The sequence below is a fragment of the Hymenobacter duratus genome (genome assembly GCF_014698995.1).
Taxonomy (GTDB): domain Bacteria; phylum Bacteroidota; class Bacteroidia; order Cytophagales; family Hymenobacteraceae; genus Hymenobacter; species Hymenobacter duratus.
In genome coordinates, this window is sequence record NZ_JACWZZ010000006.1 from 21,903 (window position 1) to 41,307 (window position 19,405).

General features: G+C 59.2%; 8 protein-coding genes. 1 reads left to right on the forward strand and 7 read right to left on the reverse strand.

The window, feature by feature from the left end:
* Nucleotides 1-16 precede the first annotated feature (16 nt).
* The 7 genes from IC231_RS19355 to IC231_RS19385 form a co-directional block, all read right to left on the reverse strand.
* Complete coding sequence (locus IC231_RS19355; protein ID WP_190786127.1) at nt 17-4,426, reverse strand: CusA/CzcA family heavy metal efflux RND transporter; 4,410 nt, start codon at nt 4,424-4,426, stop codon at nt 17-19.
* A 155-nt stretch (nt 4,427-4,581) separates the two neighbouring features.
* Entirely contained in the window at nt 4,582-4,905 is a 324-nt protein-coding gene (locus tag IC231_RS19360) for a DUF6660 family protein (protein ID WP_190786128.1), read from the reverse strand.
* 319 nt (nt 4,906-5,224) lie between these two features.
* On the reverse strand, nt 5,225-6,448 hold the full coding sequence (locus tag IC231_RS19365; RefSeq protein WP_190786129.1) for a hypothetical protein: 1,224 nt from the start codon (nt 6,446-6,448) through the stop codon (nt 5,225-5,227).
* Complete coding sequence (locus tag IC231_RS19370; RefSeq protein ID WP_190786130.1) at nt 6,445-6,816, reverse strand: QcrA and Rieske domain-containing protein; 372 nt, start codon at nt 6,814-6,816, stop codon at nt 6,445-6,447. The genes IC231_RS19365 and IC231_RS19370 overlap by 4 nt, the downstream gene beginning before the upstream one ends.
* Before the next feature lie 79 nt (nt 6,817-6,895).
* Nucleotides 6,896-8,119 (reverse strand): di-heme oxidoredictase family protein, encoded by a 1,224-nt coding sequence (locus IC231_RS19375; RefSeq protein ID WP_211539204.1) that lies wholly within the window; start codon nt 8,117-8,119, stop codon nt 6,896-6,898.
* A 343-nt stretch (nt 8,120-8,462) separates the two neighbouring features.
* Complete coding sequence (locus IC231_RS19380; RefSeq protein ID WP_190786131.1) at nt 8,463-9,392, reverse strand: replication initiation protein; 930 nt, start codon at nt 9,390-9,392, stop codon at nt 8,463-8,465.
* A gap of 983 nt (nt 9,393-10,375) precedes the next feature.
* Nucleotides 10,376-15,406 (reverse strand): hypothetical protein, encoded by a 5,031-nt coding sequence (locus IC231_RS19385; RefSeq protein WP_190786132.1) that lies wholly within the window; start codon nt 15,404-15,406, stop codon nt 10,376-10,378.
* 148 nt (nt 15,407-15,554) lie between these two features.
* Here IC231_RS19385 and IC231_RS19390 point away from each other — a divergent pair, with 148 nt between their 5' ends.
* Entirely contained in the window at nt 15,555-19,403 is a 3,849-nt protein-coding gene (locus tag IC231_RS19390; RefSeq protein ID WP_190786133.1) for a tetratricopeptide repeat protein, read from the forward strand.
* The last annotated feature ends 2 nt before the right edge of the window (nt 19,404-19,405 follow it).

Below are 19,405 nucleotides of genomic sequence, written 5' to 3' on the forward strand. Positions count from 1 at the left end.
TATCAGGGAGAAGAGATTACCGGGCTGCCGTGCCCAGCAGGTAGTCCAGGTCGATGGCGGTTTGATTGTAGGCCAGTACGGCGTCGAGGTAGGCCGTGCGCACGCTCAGGGCGCGCTCCAGGTTGAGCAGCAGCTCGGAGTAGGTAGTTTCCCCGGCTTTATAGGCCAGTTGGCTCAGACGCACGATGACAGCCGATTGGGGCAGGCCGGTTTGCTCGTAAAACTGCACCCGGCGCTGCTGCTCCTGTAGGCGCAGACGCAGCTCATCGAGCTGGGCAGCGGCTTCGGCCTGGTAGCGCTGGTAGGTGGTCGTGGCGACCTGCTCCTGCAGCTTGGCCGCCTGCACCCGGGCCTTCTGGGGGCCGCGCAGCAGCGGAATGGCCACGCCGGCCTGCACGCTCTGGAACCGGTCGCCGGTGCCGTAGGTCGTGGCCTGCCCGTCCACCTCGTAGGTGCCCCGCAGCGACTGGTTGGTGTAGCCTATCGTCACTTGCGGCAGCCCCTGGGCCTGCTCCACGCGGGTTTCGGCCCGGCGCTCGGCAATCTGCTGCTGCAGTACCCGGGCCTGGGGCGTGGCGGCCAGTACCGCCGTGTCCACCGCTGCTCCGGGAGCGGGCAGCAGGCGCAGGACACTATCGGCAATGGCGACGGGCTGCGTGGTTTGCAGCAAGGCCTGCAGCTGGCGCTGGGCAATGGCGTAGTCGGCCCGGGCCTGGATGAGCAGGTTTTGCGTCTCGCCCTGCTGAATCAGAGCGTTGGCCGGTTCCAGGCGGGCCACCTCGCCGGCTTTGAAGCGCAGCTGCGCGGCGCGCAGGAACTCGGTGTAGATGCTGTCCTGCCCGCGCAGCGTGCGCAGGCGGTGGCGGGCGTGTACGGCCCGCTCGTAGCTTAGGCGCACCTGCCGGCGCAGCTCGGCCTGTACCTGGGCCAGCTGCTGCTCCCGGCCCCCAATCTGGGCCTGACTCAACCCCGCCTGGGCTTTGTAGTAGCCCGGCAGGGCCAGCGACTGGCCGATGCTGAGCACGTTGTCCGAAAGCGGGGAGTTGACCTGCCCGTAGGTGCCCAGCACCGTGGTGCGGCCCACGTCAAAGGAAGTCCGGCGCAGGGCCTGTTGGGCTTCCAGGGAGCGTTGGGCGGCCTGCACCGTGCCGTTGGCCTGCAGCGCCTGCCCCACGGCCTGCGTGGATGTAAGCGGCCCTTGCGCCCGAGCCGGTACCGCGGCGAGCAAACCACCCAGCACGAGCAGCAGCACCGCAACGGGTACGGCCGCCGTCGGCCGCGGCTTTTCTTCTCCCGTTGGTTTGGACTTGCGCTCCGACAGGGCGTAGAGCACCGGCAGCACCAGCAGGGTCAGCAGCGTGGCCGTGACCAGCCCGCCGATGACGACGGTAGCCAGCGGGCGCTGCACCTCGGCCCCGGCCGACTGGGACAGAGCCATCGGTAAAAAGCCCAGCGAGGCCACGGTAGCCGTCATCAGCACCGGCCGCAGGCGCACCTGCGTGCCTTCCAGAATACGCCGGTAAAGGTCCGTGTGGCCTTCTTCCTTGAGCTGGTTGAAGTAGCCGATGAGCACGATGCCGTTGAGCACGGCTACGCCGAATAAGGCAATGAAGCCCACCCCGGCCGAGATGCTGAAGGGCATGCCGCGCAGCCAGAGGGCCAATACCCCGCCGATGGCCGAGAGCGGAATGGCCGTGAAAATGAGGATGGACTGCTTCAAGGACTTGAACGTGAAGAACAACAGCACGAAAATCAGTGTCAGGGCCACGGGCACGGCGATGCTTAGCCGCTGGGTGGCCTCGCGCAGGTTTTCGAACTGCCCGCCGTAGGTGGTGTAGTAGCCCGGGGCGAACTTGAGTTGTTGCTCCACCTTGCCCTGCAGCTCCTGCACCACGCTCTCCACGTCGCGGCCGCGCACGTTGAAGGCCACCGTGATGCGGCGCTGCGCGTCGTCGCGCTGGATCTGGTTGGGCCCTTCCTGCAGGCTGACCGTGGCCACCTGCTCCAGCGGCACCTGCTCGCCGCTGGGCGTAGCGATGAGCAACTGCCGCACTTGCGTGATGTTCTGGCGCAGCTCGGGCGCCAGGCGCAGCACCACGTCGAAGCGGCGCTCCTGTTCGAAGAGTTGCCCGGCGCTCTGCCCGGCGAAAGCCGTTTGCACCGTGCGGTTCACGTCCTCGGCGTTCAGCCCGAAGCGGGCCAGGCGGTTGCGGTCGAGCTTGACCACGATTTGGGGCAAGCCGGTGACCTGCTCCACGTACACGTCTTCGGCCCCTTCTACTTGCCGTACCAGGCGGGCAGCCTGCTCGGCGTAACGGGCCAGCTGCTGCAGGTCCTCGCCGTAGATTTTGAGCACCACGTCCTGCTTGGCGCCGCTGATGAGCTCGTTGAAGCGCATCTGGATGGGCTGCTGAAAGCCGAAGGTCACCCCAGGAATGACGCTCAAGGCCTCGGCCATTTTCTCGGCCAGCTCTTCCCGGTTACTGGCCGAGGTCCATTTGCTCTGGTCTTTTTCCAGAATCACCATCACGTCGGCCGCTTCCACCGGCATGGGGTCGGTGGGAATTTCGGCGGCCCCGATTTTGGCGACCACCTCTTTCACTTCAGGGAATTGCTTTTTGAGGATGCCGCCGGCCTGCTGGCTTTTGTCCACGGTGTAGCTCAGCGACGAGCCGGTGAGCGTGCGCATCTCAATGGCAAAGTCGCCTTCCGAGAGCTGCGGAATAAATTCCCCGCCCAACGTGCGAAACAGCAGCAGAGACCCGGCAAACAGCGCCACGGCCGTGCCGAGCACCAGCGCTTTGCGGCGCAGGGCCCACTCCAGTACGGGGCGGTAGCGCGCTTCCAGCCAGCTCATCATGCGGTCGGAGATGTTGCGCTTGTGCTTGGTGTTGCGGCTCAGGGCCAGCGCCGACATCATCGGCACGTACGTCAAGCTCAGGATGAAGGCGCCGATGATGGCAAAGGCCACGGTCTGGGCCATGGGCTTGAACATCTTGCCCTCGATGCCGGCCAGCGCCAGCAAGGGCAGGTACACGATGAGGATGATGATTTCGCCAAAGGCGGCCGAAGAGCGAATCTGCGAAGCTGCCTGGTAGGTTTCCTCGTTCATTTCATCTTGGGTCAGCTTGCCGTTCGCGGCGTGGCCCGGCGCGTGCCCGGCGTGCAGGCGGTGCACGATGGCTTCCACGATGATGACGGCCCCGTCCACGACCAGCCCGAAGTCGATGGCCCCGAGCGAGAGCAGGTTGCCTGAGACGCCAAACACCCGCATCAGGCTGATGGCAAAGAGCATGGCCAGCGGAATGACCGAGGCCACGACCAGACCGGCGCGCAGGTTGCCCAAAAACAGCACCAGCACGAAAATGACGATGAGTGCCCCTTCGATGAGGTTCGTCGTGACCGTGTTGATGGCGCGGCCCACCAGGTCGGAGCGCTCCAGGTACACGTCGATGGCCACGCCTTCCGGCAGCGACTTCTCCACCGTGGCCATGCGCGCCTTGACGGCTTTGATGACCTCGTTGGCGTTGGCGCCCTTGAGCATGAGCACGATGCCGCCGGTGACTTCGCCCTCGTCGTTGCGGGTCATGGCCCCGTAGCGCACCGCCGAGCCCAGCCGGACGTCGGCCACGTCGCGCACCAGCACGGGCAGGCCGCCCTGGGTGTTGCGCACCACGATGTTGCCCAGGTCGGCGGCGTTTTCGGCCAAGCCTTCGGTGCGGATGAAGTAAGCCGTGGGCTTCTGGTCGAGGTAAGCCCCGCCGGCGTTCTGGTTGTTGCGTGAAACAGCTTGGTAAACCTGATCCACCGTTACGTTTAGCGAACGCAGGCGCGTGGGGTCGAGGGCAATTTCGTATTGCTTGAGCAGCCCGCCGAAAGAGGTCACGTCGGCCACGCCGGGCGTGCCCAGCAACTGCCGCCGCACAATCCAGTCCTGAATCGTGCGCAGCTCCCGGGCGTCGTACTTTTTCTCGTAGCCGGGCTTGGGGCGTACCAGGTACTGGTAAATCTCGCCCAGGCCGGTGCTCACGGGCGCCAGTTCCGGCTGGCCGATGCCGGCGGGTATTTGGCTCTCCGCCTCGCGCAGGCGCTCGGCTATCTGCTGGCGGGCCCAGTAAATATCGACGTCATCCTCGAAGACGATGGTCACGACCGAGAGGCCAAAGCGGGAAAAGGAGCGCACTTCCTTCCGCTCGGGAATGGTGGCTACGCTCTGTTCGATAGGAAAGGAAACCAGCCGCTCGATGTCGCCGGCGGCCAGCGAAGGGGCCACCGTGTACACCACGACCTGGTTGTTGGTGATGTCGGGCACCGCGTCAATCGGCAGCCGGCTCAACGAGTAGCCGCCCCAGGCAATCAAGGCCAGGGTCAGGATCCCGATGATGAGTTTGTTGTGAATGGAAAAATGAATGAGCCGGTCAAACATGCTGGCTGGGGTAAGACTAGAAATCCTGGAAAGGGGCGCCGGAGACGGGCTCAACGGGGCCGCGGCGGGGACGCGCACGGACGTCACACGTTAGCCGGGCGCGGACACAGCAGCGTGCCCGCGCCCGGCTAACGAGAGCCGGATGGAACAGGAAACTAGGCTTGGGGGGGTTGCCAGATGCTACCCGCCCGCTGCTGCGGGGCCGGGGGCAAAAGCCGGGCAAAGCACTGCGCCGCCGCAACGGGTACGGCCGGCAGCGGCAGGGCCGTTCCCGTGGCCGAGGGCAGGGACGTGCCCGAGCAGCAGTGGCACTGGCACAGGGGCGAGCACCAATCCAATTGCTCGTGGGCCGCCGGTTTGTGCTCCCCGGCGCTGACAAAGCTCCGCGCGCCATCCACCGGCACCGGCGCCGCGTCGGCACAGGGCAGGCAAGCCAGAATGGCTAGGTACAGCGCAAAAAAGACGGAGAAAAAGCGCATCGCTTATGGGCGGGGTGGTGCAAACATACGCAGGCGACGGCGAAAGGATATGCGCAGAACACAATTCTTTGCTGGACCGGTCGGGGTATGGGATGTGGAAGCACCAGTCAGGCGGCGGGCCACGCGGATGCAGGCACGGTACTGGAAAAACAGCTGTGGGCAGGTATTAAGTTTCCCCACTGTTGCAACGGCCCGATACCTAAGGGGGCTCTATTGGATAGGAAACAGCACCCTGCTTCAGAAGCTGGGCTCGCTCGCGAACCGGGGCCGCCCACAGAAAACCGCCGTTCCTGCCCTTTTATTTGGGCCGGGGCTCGGCTTAGAAGTACGAGGAAAATCCCAGCTGCACCGCGGCCGTGCGGGCCGGCGGGTTGCCCAAAAAATCCCGGTCCCACTGCCGGCGGTAGTTGAGGCGGATGACGGTCTGGGCCGTCGGGCGCCAGCTCACGGCGGGCACCACGCACAGCGCTTCCTCGCCGATGCGCCCCCCGGTTTCGGCGAACCGGTCGCGGTTCCAGTCCACGTATTCCAGGCGCAGGGCGGCGTTGAGCACCGCCTTCGCAAAGCCCAGCTGCGTGCCGCGCAATACCGGCTGCACCACATCCACAAAGCCGCCGGCCTGGTGCCGGCCGTACTGGGGCGAGTACGCTTCGGGAATGTTAACCCGCACCCAGGCCCATTCGCCCGTCACCGCGGTGCGGCTCCCGGGCACGGTGGTTGCCAGATCCAGCGCCCATACCTGCACGCCGCGGCGGCTATCCAACCGTAGGCCGTCGTCCTCGAATTTGTTGTAGATCCCGCCCATGTACGAGAGCCCTACTTCGCCCACGCGCCGGTGCCGCAGCGCCGCTTTGGTGGTCAGCAGGGGCACCCCGTTGAAGCTTTCCTCGAAGCGGTCGGGGTTGCGCTTGCTGGCTGGTAAGAAGGTACGGTTTTCCGCGTTGGAGATGATCTGGTCGTCGAAGCCGTTGGTCAGGTACGCCTCGTAGGCGACCACCCAGGTCTCGCCGAACTTCTTGCCGTAGAGGCCCGCGCCCACGTTGCTCCAGGTAGCCGGCAGCAGCTGCGTAGCCGCTACCGGCCGGTCCACGAATTCCCACTTCGGCCCGTCGTGGTTTTGGTTGAAGGCGCCGATGGGGTTCATCACCACCCCGCCGCGCACGTTGAGCAAGGGGCTGAACTCGAAATCGACGGAGGCAAATTCGAGGCTGATTTCCTTGGTGCCGTCTTCGAACTCGATTTCGGTCAGGAACTTGATGCGCTGGGCGATGCTGCTGGAGATGAAGAGCGTGAGCCGCCGCATCTGGAACTGGTGGCCCTCGCTTACCCCGTCCGTGGCGGCGTACTGGTAGTTGGCCTCCACGTAGCCGCCCAGGGCCACGGGCAGGCGCCCGGGCTGCGCGAAGGGGCGGTTGTAGACCGCGTCCATGTTCAGCTGCAGCCGGCTCGTGTCGCGCGGCACGCGGCGCAGCAGCACAGGGTCGATCTGCGCCGCGGCGGGCAGGGCCCCGGCCAGCAGCAAAAGGGCGAAAAGGTGCTTCATGAGGTGGCGCGCAGGTCGATGAAGAGGCGGTGGGCCGCGACCTGCACCGGGAAGCGCCGCAGGTTTTGGTCGGCCGGGCCGTTGGTGACTACCCCGCGGTTGTCGTATTCGCTGCCGTGGGCCGGGCACTGCAGCGCCTGCCCGCTGACCTGCAGCTCGGCCCCGAGGTGGGCGCACTGCATCCACAGGGCCGCGTAGTCCGCGTCGCTGAAGCGGAACACGCAGATGGGGAAGTGCAGCGCTTCGTGGCGCACTACCACGTAGGGGCGCAGCGTGCCGTCCGGGGCCAGAAACTCGCTGGCGTCGAGCAACAGCCCGTCCCGGTGGAGCGTGCCGGTGGCGTAGCGGGTCGCGGCGCAGCCCTGCAACAGCGGGGCGAGCAGGGTGACGCCCGCGCAGGCGGCGCAGCCGCGGCGCACGAATTCACGTCGGTCCATGGGGTAGGGGTTACAGGCTCTGGAGAAAACGCACCAGCTGCCGCTGCTGCTCGGCGGACAGCCCCTCAAACTGCTGGCGGCTGGCTTGTCCTTCCCCGCCGTGCTGGCGAATGGCTTCTTCGAAGCTGCGGGCGCGCCCGTCGTGGAGCAGAAAGTAGCTGCCGCCCTGCGAATTGGGCGACAGCCCCAGGCCCCACAGCGCCGGGGTGCGCCACTCGGCCGGGGCGGCGGTGCCTTCGGTGTAGCCGTCGTTGAGGCCCGGGCCCATGTCGTGCAGCAGCAGGTCCGTGTAGGGGCGCACCGTTTGGTGGGCCAAGGCCGCAACGGGCGACGCGCCTGTGGTTAGCTCCGGGGTGTGGCACTTGCCGCAGCCGATGCGCAGAAACAGCTGCTGGCCGGCCAGCACGTCCGGGTGGCGCGGTTCGCGCTGCACGGGCGTTTTGAGCAGTTTCAGGTAGGCCACCACGTCCAGCACGGTTTGGTTGCTGACTTCGGGATCCGCCAGCTGGCCGCTGTGGGCGTCCCGGGCTTCGTAGCTGGAGACGATGCCCATGTCCTGGTTGTAGGCCGTGGCCGTTTGGTGCAGCAAGTCGTAGGCAGCCGCTTTTTTGCCGAAGCGCCCGAGGTGCCGCCCGCCCCGGGTGCGGGTGACGGGGCGCTCGGTGACGTAGCCCGGGGCCTGAATCCAGTTGGGCCGGCCGCTGATGCCGTCGCCGTCCGCGTCCTGCGGGTCGGCCAGGGCCAGCAGGGTTTGGTCTGGCACCGCGTCCAGAAAGCCCAGGCCCGTGTTGGCCGGGGGGGTAAAGCGGCTGTGCGCCACCCCGGCCGGCAGCTGCTCAGGCTGAAAGCCCGGCAAGGCCCGGTGCTGCAGCTGCGGGCCGCCGCGGGCCAGAAACAAGTTGCCGGTGCTGTCCACCTGTCCGAAACGCGTGAGCGTGGTTGACGGGTGGCCCTTGCCGTCGCCGGCGTGGCAGCTGCCGCAGCTCGCGGCTACGAAGACCGGCCCCAGGCCCGTGCGGGAGGTGAATACCTCGTCGTTGAAGGCTACGTCTCCGCGCAGAAACTGCGCGTGCTGCTCGGGCGTAAGGCCTGCTACGGGGCCGTCCAGCACGGCGTCGTCGGCTGGGGCAGCGGGAAAAATCAGCTCGCACGAGGCTAGCATGAACCCCAGCGCCGCTGCGGCCACCGCGCTGCGGCGCAGTCCCGGTCCTGTTACGTACGTGTGCAGCCGCATAGGAGCAAGGATAAGTTTAGGCAAAAGAACGAAATTTAGACCAATCTAAAAATATTTTTAGTACGCCTTAATACTGATTAGCCTTAAGAGTGTTCACTCAGGCTTTCGGAACTCGTTGGGCCGGTCTTTGGAGGAGCAACAAGACCGGTAGCGTAGGCTCCTTGCTTGGCCAGACGCTAGCAATTCCTCCGTAGAGGGCTTGGCGAGCATATCCGCAAGGGGAAGAATCGGCTGCTACTCCAACAGCATTTGGCAAACCAGCAACATGCAGGGGCCCTTCGTTTCCGCAGCCGATAAGCCGCAGGCACGAAGGGGCCCTTTCCCCACTTAAGTAATATATAGGTTAGCGCAGCCCCTGCATTTTCAAAAACAGGCCGCCCGGGTTCTTGGTGGCCTTGATTTTATCGGTTTTCAGCTTGTAGATGAAGGCAAACAGCGCATCCACGTGCTTGGACGACTGCAGAATGTCCTGCACCAGCTTGGGCTCGGCGATGCCTAAGGTTTCAAGGTGCTTGCGGGCCAGCTGCACCTTGGCGTCGTCGGCTTCCAGCTCGAAGGGGATGGGCAGCTGCTGGGGTACCTGGGTGTTGACGTAGAACTTGATGCTCTGGTAGGAGCGGCCCTTTTTCAGGAGCTCGTACTTGATGCGCAGGTCGGTGTGCTCGTTGATTTGATTCGTGGCCACGTCGAGCACGTACTTCTGCAGGGCCGAAATCTGGGAGTACTGCTCGGGCTCCTTGCCGGCCGGGTCCTTGAGCTTGAGCATGCCCTTGAACTCGTCCAGCGAGTAGGTCTTGGTTTCCCCGATGTCCTTCCACTGCGAGGCCAGCTGGTAGATGCGCTTGGCGTACTTGCTGCTCAAGCTGAAGGCGGCCTGCAAGCGGTAGGACGTGAAGTTGCTTTTCAGGTCAATCAGGAAAGGCCGCATGCGCTCGGATATCTCCAGCTCAATGGTGCCCTCGCCCTTGCGGTACAGCGCCGAGGCCAGCAGACTCACCTGCAACAGGGTCTTGCCGTTCTCGATGTGGTAGACGCGGCTGTTGAGGTTCTCGGTGGATTCGAGCAGCTGCTTGTAGTTCCAGGTGCGGCCGGTCATCTCCATGAGCTCCTGCACCCGGATTTCGTAGATGGTGCCGGCCTTATCCTGCTTGGTGAGCTTGGAGAGCAGCGAAAAGACGATGTCCATCTCGCAGGCGCTCATCTCGTAGCGGGCCGTCGTCAGCGCGTTGTGCTGCCGGATTTCAATCGGAACGGTGGATTCGGGCGCGGCCATACGCAGCTACTGGGGTGATACAAAGCAAACATACGGCTTAAATCGGAAACTAATAGAGCCAAATCCTGAATCTATGAGCAAGGAACTGGCGCAGGGCCAAGGCGGCTTATAAAAGCTATTAGTTAGACTTATGAAAGCTATTAGTTAGCCGGGCGCGAGCTTTCCGCGAGACTTATAAAAGCTATTAGTTCGGCTTATAAAACCTATTAGTTCAGGGCCGTCAGCTTCGGGCTGCTCCTGGGGCCGCACCCGAAGTGACTTATAAAATCTATTAGTTGGGCCCAGACAGCGAATTAATAGCTTATGCAAGGACGCTCTATTAATCAGCTTATGAAAGCTATTAGCTGGACTTATAAAACCTATTAGTCCGCTTATGAGACCTATTACTTGGCTTATAAAACCTATTAGCTCGCTTATAAAACCTATTACTGAAGCGGCTTAAGTTGCTGTGATACAAAAAGTTGTGGCCCCTGCAAATACCTTAAATACTTAAAATACTCACAAGCTTGTTGAAGCTGGAGTACAAAAGCTTTTAAAGTGGTGATTTAGGCCGATACCCGAACGAAAACAACAAAAAAGGGAGTCTAAATAAGCACAAAATGGGATTGCACTTTTTAAAGAATTTTTTACCTTTTTCTACTATAAAGGACTTCTCTAACAAGCCTCTAGAGCAACCAGAAGGCTTATTAATAGTTTTTATAAGCCTAAGCAAAAGCTCCGAACTCCTAAAACAGTATCTCAAAAGTAGCTAATAAGGCCACTAGAAGCACCATTTCCCCTTTTGCAGGTCCTATGAGTGCTTATAAAATCTATTTTCTAGCCCCTCACATCGACTATGGTCGAGCTTACCTGTTTGTGAAGTAATAGATTTTATAAGCCAGAATGCGGGATAACACCACCTAGCAGCAGATTATTGAGTGCTACACAAGGTCCCACCAAGGTATTTTCTTGACTTCAATTCCTTCAGCAATTTAAGAACATACTCAATTACCTTTGAAAGTAACAGCATCCTCCCGCACGAGGTAAGCGGTTGAGGAGCCAAAATTCACCATTGTATCTAGCACCCACATAAAGCTTGTCAGGTAGTAATCCCGTTGCTGGATGGCCCGCATGTGATACTGGAATAATCGCTCAACGAAGAGGCCTGCTACTCCCGGATGATATAAGGCGGCCACTTGCTCGGGGTGATTTCTGCATATCTCAACCAACGACGGCAGCGCCTGAGGAAGCATTGTTTTATTGCCCACCGTTGCCAGCACTTTAAGCCAGGAGCGCAGGTGAGTGGGCCCAAATTGTTGGACTGCGCGCTGGTAGTAGGTCTGGCCCGTTTCAAACGGTTGCCAGTGCGTGAACGTCGGCTCCCACTGAATATCCAGCAGGGCCAAAGGAGCGAGGGGTAGCGTCGCTGGGGTAATCAACAGCGAAAGGAGATGCTCCCAGAGCTGCCAGAAGTGCTGCGTTCTGTTCGCTTGCTCGGTGGCGTTGGCTGACGTTGACCCCAGCAAATCCAACTCAATGATGACGCGAGTTAAAATATTTTTAACAAAATCCAGAAACTCATCCGCAGTGGAGAAGCGCCCGACTGGTTGCTGATTTAAGCCACGCAGTAATGTTTCCAGTAGGCTTTTCGCCAAGTCAGTATCGTTAAAAAGCATAATCTGACCCACAGCCGTACGGATACTGAACAGCTGGCTGATGCCAAATTTCCGCTCCTCGTCCCGGTCGCGGGAATAGCTGGGATGCTTCGGCAGGCTCAGGTCTGCGACCAGCAGGTGCGTCATCTGCAAGAAATAGCTAGTAAGAAGGGGCACGCTCGTCGCCGGCGGAATTAGCAGTAAGGCGCGTACCAGCAGTTCAGGGTCGTAGGCAGGGGGGCAGAGCTGGTCGATGGCTGCCGCTGGTATTGGGCCCGCAAGCAAGGTCGTCAGTGAGGCAAGTTTGGCCGCTTCGGAGTCAGCACGGCTGATATGGTGGTAGTTGTCGGCCGCCCGCACCGTGGCGACCTGCCGGGCCTGCTCAACCACAATGGCCCATATGGTAGGCAGAAGCTCGGGGTATTTGGTGAAGAAAACCCCTCGCAAGTGAGAGAAGAGATACTTCTGCTTGTGCTCGTACAGTGGTGCGGTTATCGTGCGCAGCAATAGCAGCAGGGCCGATTGCTCTGCCGTTTCGTCGGGGGCAAACCCATACAGAAGCGAAAAGCACTGAAACAAATGCTCTTCATCAAACAGGTTGTTACGCTCATCAAACACCACGTTCATTTCGTGGTCATTCATGGTTGCCAGCTTGAACTCCAGGCAAGAGCGGAGCGTGTTCCAGCACCAGTTGGTTTGGTCAACGTCGAGGCTATCGCTAAAGTGCGTCAGCCCGAGCATAGCTAACCCCACCAGGCGGTTGCGGTCGCTGGCTTTTCGACCAGGGCGGGTGTATTCGGCGTTAATTTGAAGCCAAGTATCAACTTCCCACGCGGCATTCGGCTTGCCATCCAGAAAATCCCCAATCTGGGCGGCCATGCGCAGCTGTTGACTTTGCGCCGCGGCATAAGGCTCATGCTCCGTGAGCATGGTTTGCACCGGGGCATCATAGGCCGGCTGCATAGTGGCCAGGTTCTGCTCTTTGTCGATGGTCACCTGCCAAGTGCGCAAGTCCATTTCGTTGAGCTGCTTGCGCCAGAAAAGGTTTGTCGCGTCAGTAACGGCCGCTTGGTGCAGGTCAAGAATGGCTAAAATTTGGGCACTGTGTTCCCCCTGGTGAGCCAGATAGTGCGCCACGAAGCTTCCCAGCCCATTAAAGTAACCCTGTCGGTGCGGGAGCTTGTTGGACTCGGCCCTTTCCCAGCGGGCCAAGTGGTTGTCGGTATCGCCGAAACCGAAACTGGACATGTACTCAGCATGGGCACGGCTGGCATCCCACTCGATGAATTCCTGTACGGAAAGCAGCGGTACCCAGCGGCCTTCAAATTCTTCGGGTCGGGCCATGGCTGCGCTGGCTAGCACTCCCGTCAGGGCCACCGATTCGGAGCGGGTCAGCACATACTCAAACCAATGATTTAACTGCTCCCCCGGTGCTGATTCCAGAAAGAATTTCTCCACGCTCATCAGAACGGAGGCTAGAACTGCCGGCACATACCCCCGCCCCCGGTAGGCGTCCCAGAGCGTATGGCTTCCATACTGGGTGAGCAGGGTGCCGTTAGTAGTGGTGAAAGTGTGTGTTGTCAATGCCTCATCCTGGCCTCGGTTCTGCCGATACGCCTGAGTACAGTAGTTTACCAAGTCCACCACGAACGGAATGCCGACCTCTGCCCGGTACTGGAGCAGGTTCCACACGGGCGTATTGAAGATACTTGCAGAATCCAGCGAAAGCCCTGACGCAATACCGTACTGCTCTTCGCGGTTGAGTGGCTCCTGAAAGGAAAAGTAGTGGTCAGGTTGCGTTTGGCGGGGCCGGGCGCGCCACTCATGGTTTAATACTTCTACCACTACTTCGGGTAGGTAGCGGCATACCTGCGCCGTCGCCATTCCCGACAAGCAGCGGGACACCAGCTTCTCGTGCAGGTTGGTCCGCCGGTGGCCATCGGCGTCGGTTTCGGGCGTAATGGCGCGTTGCAGGAGTCCCCGCAGCTGGTCGGCAGCTAATTCTGCCACTTCGAAAGCTAGTGTTACCAAGCCGTCGAGGCTGTCACCATCCGCGGCTATTCGCCAGAGATTATGGCCTTGCTCAAGCTGCTCAAAGAGGTAAAACACGATGCTGGCTGCCGCCGGGGCACCCGCCGGCAGCTCGTCCTGCGGCATGCCTATTGCCGCCTTCCAGCTACGCAGCAGTTGCACCGTGTCGAAGGGGCAGTGCTCCACTTGGTCCAGGTGCCGGGCGCAGAAGCCCAGCGCAGCGGCCCACCCCGACCCGATGGGAGCCACGAGTCCGGTGGCTTTCGATGCCAAGTAGGTGCGCTGAATGCAGGCGGTGTGAAGCAGGCGCAGGCAGCGGCCCAGCAGTCGGGCCTCTCCACTGAGCAACTCGCGCTCAAACTGGTCAAAAAAGACCTGGGAATTTGACGAGCGAAAGACGGCGACCAGGGTCTCATCAAGCCAGTATTTTTCGGTCGAAGACTCGCTGAGCACTTGGCTGAGCAGGGGCAGTACGCTCGCTACGTCTTCCGTTACCATTTCCTCCACCCACAGGCGAAAGCCCCGGCGCAGGGCCGGGCTGCTGCCAATGGCCGCAAAAAAAATCGCCACTCCCTGCTCCGGTCGCCATTCGCCATGAATAAACCTCACCAAGGCTAAGTCCTCCAGCACGTCGTGTGTAGGCGAAAACCCTCTTTCCCGCGTGTTCTGTACCTGAAACAGCAAATCGTCGCGCACCAATGCCTGCAACGCTGCTTCGTCCTGGTCTTCGGCTCCCACGGACATGGCCAGCCGCTGCGCCCGCCGTAGCACAATGGCTTGGAATGCTCGCCCGCGCTTGCGGGGCAGGGTCACATCCTGCTGGTTGCGTGCATCTTCAACCACGTATTCCCACAGTTGGGCTTTAAACTCTATCAGAGAAGCCGCCGACAAATCATCGAGCGTTTTGCGCGATAGCGCAACGGCCAAATCCAGGTACTTCAAGCTGCGCAGCAGCTCGCGGAGCTTTTCATTGCCCAGCAGTTGCGGAAGCTTCGGCGCCTGCGTGCTCAGGCTGGTCAGTTCCTCGTCCGAGAGTTGCGGTACGGTGACGCAACTGCTTTTCTCCAGTCGGTAGCGGTTGATGAGCAGTTCCACGGCGTATTGGCGGGCCGTCAGAACCAGCTTGACATCGCTGAAGTCTTTCACTAGCGCGAGCAGTTGGTGAAAAGCATCGTCAGCTGGGCCTTCCAATAGCTTTTCAGCGCTGTCAATGTAGAGTACCTTTTGTGGGAGCAGGGCCCAGCAAGCAAGCAGGCTGGGTAGCTCTTCCTGAATTCCCTGTTGAGTAAAGAATTGAACCAGGGTAGGTAAGTTGAATTGTTCCGCCCTAAATGCCCAGTAGCCACTGCCCGAAACGTATTCGGCTAATACGTCTCGCACCAGCGCTGATTTGCCGACGCCAGCTCCCCCAGTCACCAAGACTACCTGGCTTTGCTCCAGCGCCTGTAGTATCGTTGTTTTCCCTTCATGCCGGGGGAGAGTGACGCCGTCCACGGCATTTCTGAATGCGCCAGTCAGAACCCGGCTGTTAGCGGTCAGCCGCTGCACCGCTTGCCGGACCGGCCGCAGCCGCGTCGACGCGAATCGGCCATAAAGGGGACGAACTGGGAGGGCGGCGATATCAACCCCACCGCCGTTATTGTCCAGCTGCTCGGCTTCTTCCACCGCTTCCCGCCAAATGGCCAAGGGTGTAATCGTGTCCGGGTTGGGATTTGCCAAGTTGATGAGCTGCAGCAAAAAAGCTTCGTCCACGCTACCGGTCGATTTCAAGTCATAATCTAGCAACTCCACACAGCGCAAAAAGCGCCACAATTCATCATCGCTGATTACCCGGTTATTAACCTTGGCAAGCACGGTGCGAAATACCTCGATTCGGGTTTGCTTCTGTTGCGATAAGCCGACCTCTTGGAAGAAAGCCGCACTAGAAGAATTGAACCGTGCCCAGTTCAGCACAATCTTAATGTGATTGTGCTCATCCTTAGTCAGATTGCTCTTTACAATGACCAATCGGTCATAACTGGAGTCAAATAGGCCTGCGGCCTGATAATCCTCCCAAAACTGCTTCAGGACTTTTTCAAATGACTCGTTGCCAGCACTAAAAGTCAGGTTGTGCTTGATTTGAAGCAGCAATCGGTGTTGCTGGCCCGTTTCCGACTGTGCCGTTACCAGCAAGTCGTCCGTAGCGTACCCCAAATCAGTAGTTTGAAAATTCAGCTTCGTTATGCGCGCATCAGGGATGCATGGTGTTGCTCCGCCCGTCAGCAAGCCTACCAAAAATGCCGCCTGAATGTACTGTTCAAAATTGGTGCCCAGGCCTCCGGTGGAAGTAACGCTACTATGGTTGGGCATAAGACATCAGAGTGAAAGGTATCGAAGGTTGTAGAAGGGCGGAGTAGCTGCTAATATCTCTAGTGTTTGGGCATCCTGATGTGGCTCTTTAAGTCGAGGAGCACTCAGTTTATGCTAACTTAGTTGGCAAGTAAAGCATATTCAACGCATGGAAACAGTAACTACAGCCGTTATCGTCACGTCAGCATGGAGTTTTCTCGATTCAATAGGGTTGAACCCGATTTCGTTAGCTCAAAAAGAAGCGGGTAAGCGGGTTACGGATTATGTCAAAAACTTGGTCACGACCAAGCCTACCTATAAAAATCGGCTGGCGGCCATTATCGAGCAGCTGCTGGCCGAGTACCGTACGGAGTACAGCACAGCGATAGATGACCGACAATTCTACTTTTTCCAATCCGCTTTCCTCTGGGAGACTGCTTTAACTTACGAGCTATTCGAGCAGGATTCTCCGCTTAAGCCAGAAGACTTCCCTGCGCTGCCGAATATGCGCCCGCCCACCGTCGAACAACTCACGGATTTTTCGGCCCGATTGCGTGCCGCCATGAAAGCCGACAGGGAGCTGGAAAAGCGTTTTCTCGAAGAAAATTACAAAGCCATTACAGTGCATTTTGCCCTGTCGGCCCAAGGGCAGCTACAGGAGGTGCTGGCTCAAACGACCGAACTACTTGCCCGCCACGATGCCCAAAGCATTGGGCTGGTAAGTGCCGTGCTTGATGCCATTGAGCGCGATTTGGCTGCTTACAAACCCGTGACAGCCCAACGCCAACTGCACAACCTAGAACGGGTCATAACCCGCTACCTATCTGGTGAGCACGCGCTAATGGCTAGGCTCTATTTTTTGCTGGGTCGCACCCATCAGGAGATGGGCGAAATAGCGCTGGGTGACCGATTCATGGTACGGGCCTACCTGCTGCAACCCGACAATCTTCCTTATACGGAAGAAGCTGCGCGGGCCTACGTTAATCAAAAACAGCTGTCGGCAGCGCAAGCTGTCCTAGAGACAATTGAGCGTCTCGACCCATTTAATGCCCCAACTGCTGCTGTCCGACTAGCCTTGGGCAAGCCAGATGAATTCGACCAGAATCTACGGGCAGTGCCCGAGTTTATTGCGCAAGATGAGCGGTTTAAACTGATGGCCCTGTCGCTGCTGGTTGACGGCACGGCCAGCGGTGCGGTGGTGGCAAGCCGGCTACTGGAGAAAGATTTACGGTCTTACCAACCCAGTACCCACCTCACCCCCGAAAACCGCCGTTTTCAGGCTACCCTGGCCCTGTTTGTCATTGAGAGAGGACTGCGACAAATGTCGCCAGTCATCGTGTTAAATGACGGCCCATCGCTTCTGGACAACGCTGATATGCGGGCCGCCCATAAAGTATTGCAGCAATACACCGACCTGCTACAGCCTACTGAAAAGTCGCCTGTGCTGACGCACTACCATTTCGTGCGGGGAGTAGCGGGCTGGCTACTCTTGGCTGACATTTCGGAATACGACGAGCTACGTCGTCGCTTTCCCAGCTTACCGGTAGAAGAGCGTCAGCGCTATGCCAATCAGTTGGTTTTTGCCCTCTACCAAGCTAAGGAATACGAAGCCGTTCTGGAAATAATCGCCATGCTCGACACCCGAGCAATACCTGAAGTAGGGTTCCTGCGCTATTACACGCTACGACAGCTGAAACGGCCAAAGGAGGAAGCCCGCGCCGCACTAGGCAAACACCTGGACGAAATAGAGCACCTAGATGATTTTGTGTTTTTTAGGGCGCTGATTTACCTGGAACACTGCGACTCAGTGGCTGACCGACTGGCGTTTGTAGAGAAGTGCATCCAACGGCAACAGGTCCCCTCTGGGCTTCCTGCGTTGGTACTGCAAGCCCAGGCGCTGGTAGCCGACCCAGACCAACAAGAAGAAGTGAGGCGACTGGTCGACGAAGCCAATGCTTTGCTTCGTGCTGATACAGACACGGTGTACAGGCAAGCCTTGGCCAATTTATATCACGAACTTAAAGACTATGAAGCGACAGCTGCTGTGCTAGAAGGGTGGCCAGGCTATCCGCAGAGCTTAGAGCAAGGAGCCGAGTGGCTCCGGCTAACCAACCAGTATCACCGGCGTAGTGATAGTGCCGCGTTGCGCGAAGAGCTTCGTGCCTGGCGGTTGCGCTACGGCATCTTCACGGAGTTCTGCAACTGGGAAATCCAGCTGGCAGAAATGCTGCACGACTGGCCGCGCATCTTGGAAGTAGTGGAGGCCGCTACGGGCCACGTCACCGACGCCTCGGGCCTGCGGTGGGCCAAGCTACTGGCGCTGTATAAGTCGAAGCGCAGCGGTGAGCTTCAGACCGAGTTGGAAGATATCCTGCAAAATCCAGCGATGCTACGCCGGAAGCACCTATTCAACGTGGCATCAATGGCCGCTCACATCGGCCACCTGGATTGGGCGCAGCAATTGCTGTACCCTCACGCCAGCAGGCGCGACGACATGGTTGCGCGCGGCAAGTATATCCAGTTCGCGCTAAACCAACCTCGCAACAGCCCGCCGCCCCCCGATTACGACCGTGCAGCCCTCAATACGGTCGTGCATTACACGGTCAACGGTAAACCTCAGCGGCGCATCGCTCTAACGCAAGAAACGATGGACGGAGGCCTAAGTGTCTGGGCAAAAGAGTTGGTAGACAAAGAAAAAGGCAAAAAATACGTAATGTCGCATCCCACTACGGGCCGCGACCTGACAATAGAGCTGCTGGAAATTACCGACCTCTACGCGGGGCTTTTCAGAGATATTCTGGACGATGTAAAAGCTGGGGACCCCGAATTGCCCTTTGAGCAAATCGAGTTTGGCAATGGCAAAATCGAGCAACTGCACGCCGCCTTAAGTAGCGCCATGGGCGCCGAGGGCGCCGCTCGACAGGTACAGAACCGGCAACTCTTTGCTGAATATGCGAGTGGTCAAACCACATTCTCCGCCCTAGTGGTAGCTGTTTTCCACGGTAATTGCCTCGAAGCGTACCAAGTGCTTACCGAGCAGAGCCAGCCCGATGTGCCAGGGTTGGTAGTGTCCCCGCGCAGTTTATTCGCGGATGTAGTCATAAATCCTGACAACCTGTTCATTCTGGATTGGACTTCCCTGCCGTTACTGCACCGGATGAGCAAACAGCTAGGAATAATGCCCAAGACTAAGCTGGGCATCTCCCTGCATGTGGTAGAGCTTCTGGAGCAAAAGCTACAGGAAATGCGCCGCTCGCAGCCAGTTGAAATGACGGTCGAAATCATTGGCGATATCGTGCGGCCGCACTTCTACCCGCCCGAAATGCATGAACGTCACATCACTTACCTCACGGAGCTATTGGCATGGATTGAAACCCACTGCACAACGCGTATCGTGGCCGAGAAGCTCGATGCCCTTCGGCAGGCGTCCTTGCGGGAAGGCGCGCACGAAGAGCACACTCAGTACATGGTAGATACTGCCTTTTTGGCTGCCGTACCCGATACGATGCTAGTATCGGATGACTCGACTTTTCTGCAGCTATCCTTACGGCCCGGCAACACCATCAGCACAGAGGCCTTTCTTCTGGCTCTGTACCCAGAGGAGTTTGAGACTGTCATTCAGCCCAAGCTACTTGATTTTCACTACCTCGGCCTTACGATTAGTTCAACACTGCTGCTACAGGAACTCAAAGTGGCGGGTGGGCAATTTACCGGCAGGGCGTTGCAGTGCTTGAAGTGTCTTCCGCGGCAAATGCTGAGCGAACCAAGCTCGATGGCCGATATGATTGTCGTGCTACGAGAGATATATTTAATGGGTAGCCTATTGCCTGCTCATAAAAGCAGGGCTGCAACTACCATTCTCACGGCTTGCTTCACCTACCTGCCGCTAAACCAAAGCATCCTAACGCTGCTAAAACAGTTTATAAGTCTTAAATTCATGCTATTGCCAGAACCTATGCGGGCCGTGTTGAAAGACTTAGAGCAAGCGTGGCAAATAGCAACAGCAGGGCGAAAATGAAG

Bases quoted from the DNA above. Each gene is read 5' to 3' on its own strand.
- IC231_RS19355 (WP_190786127.1), bottom strand. From the start codon at position 4,426: ATGTTTGACCGGCTCATTCATTTTTCCATTCACAACAAACTCATCATC.
- IC231_RS19360 (WP_190786128.1), bottom strand. From the start codon at position 4,905: ATGCGCTTTTTCTCCGTCTTTTTTGCGCTGTACCTAGCCATTCTGGCT.
- IC231_RS19365 (WP_190786129.1), bottom strand. From the start codon at position 6,448: ATGAAGCACCTTTTCGCCCTTTTGCTGCTGGCCGGGGCCCTGCCCGCC.
- IC231_RS19375 (WP_211539204.1), bottom strand. From the start codon at position 8,119: ATGCGGCTGCACACGTACGTAACAGGACCGGGACTGCGCCGCAGCGCG.
- IC231_RS19380 (WP_190786131.1), bottom strand. From the start codon at position 9,392: ATGGCCGCGCCCGAATCCACCGTTCCGATTGAAATCCGGCAGCACAAC.
- IC231_RS19385 (WP_190786132.1), bottom strand. From the start codon at position 15,406: ATGCCCAACCATAGTAGCGTTACTTCCACCGGAGGCCTGGGCACCAAT.
- IC231_RS19390 (WP_190786133.1), top strand. From the start codon at position 15,555: ATGGAAACAGTAACTACAGCCGTTATCGTCACGTCAGCATGGAGTTTT.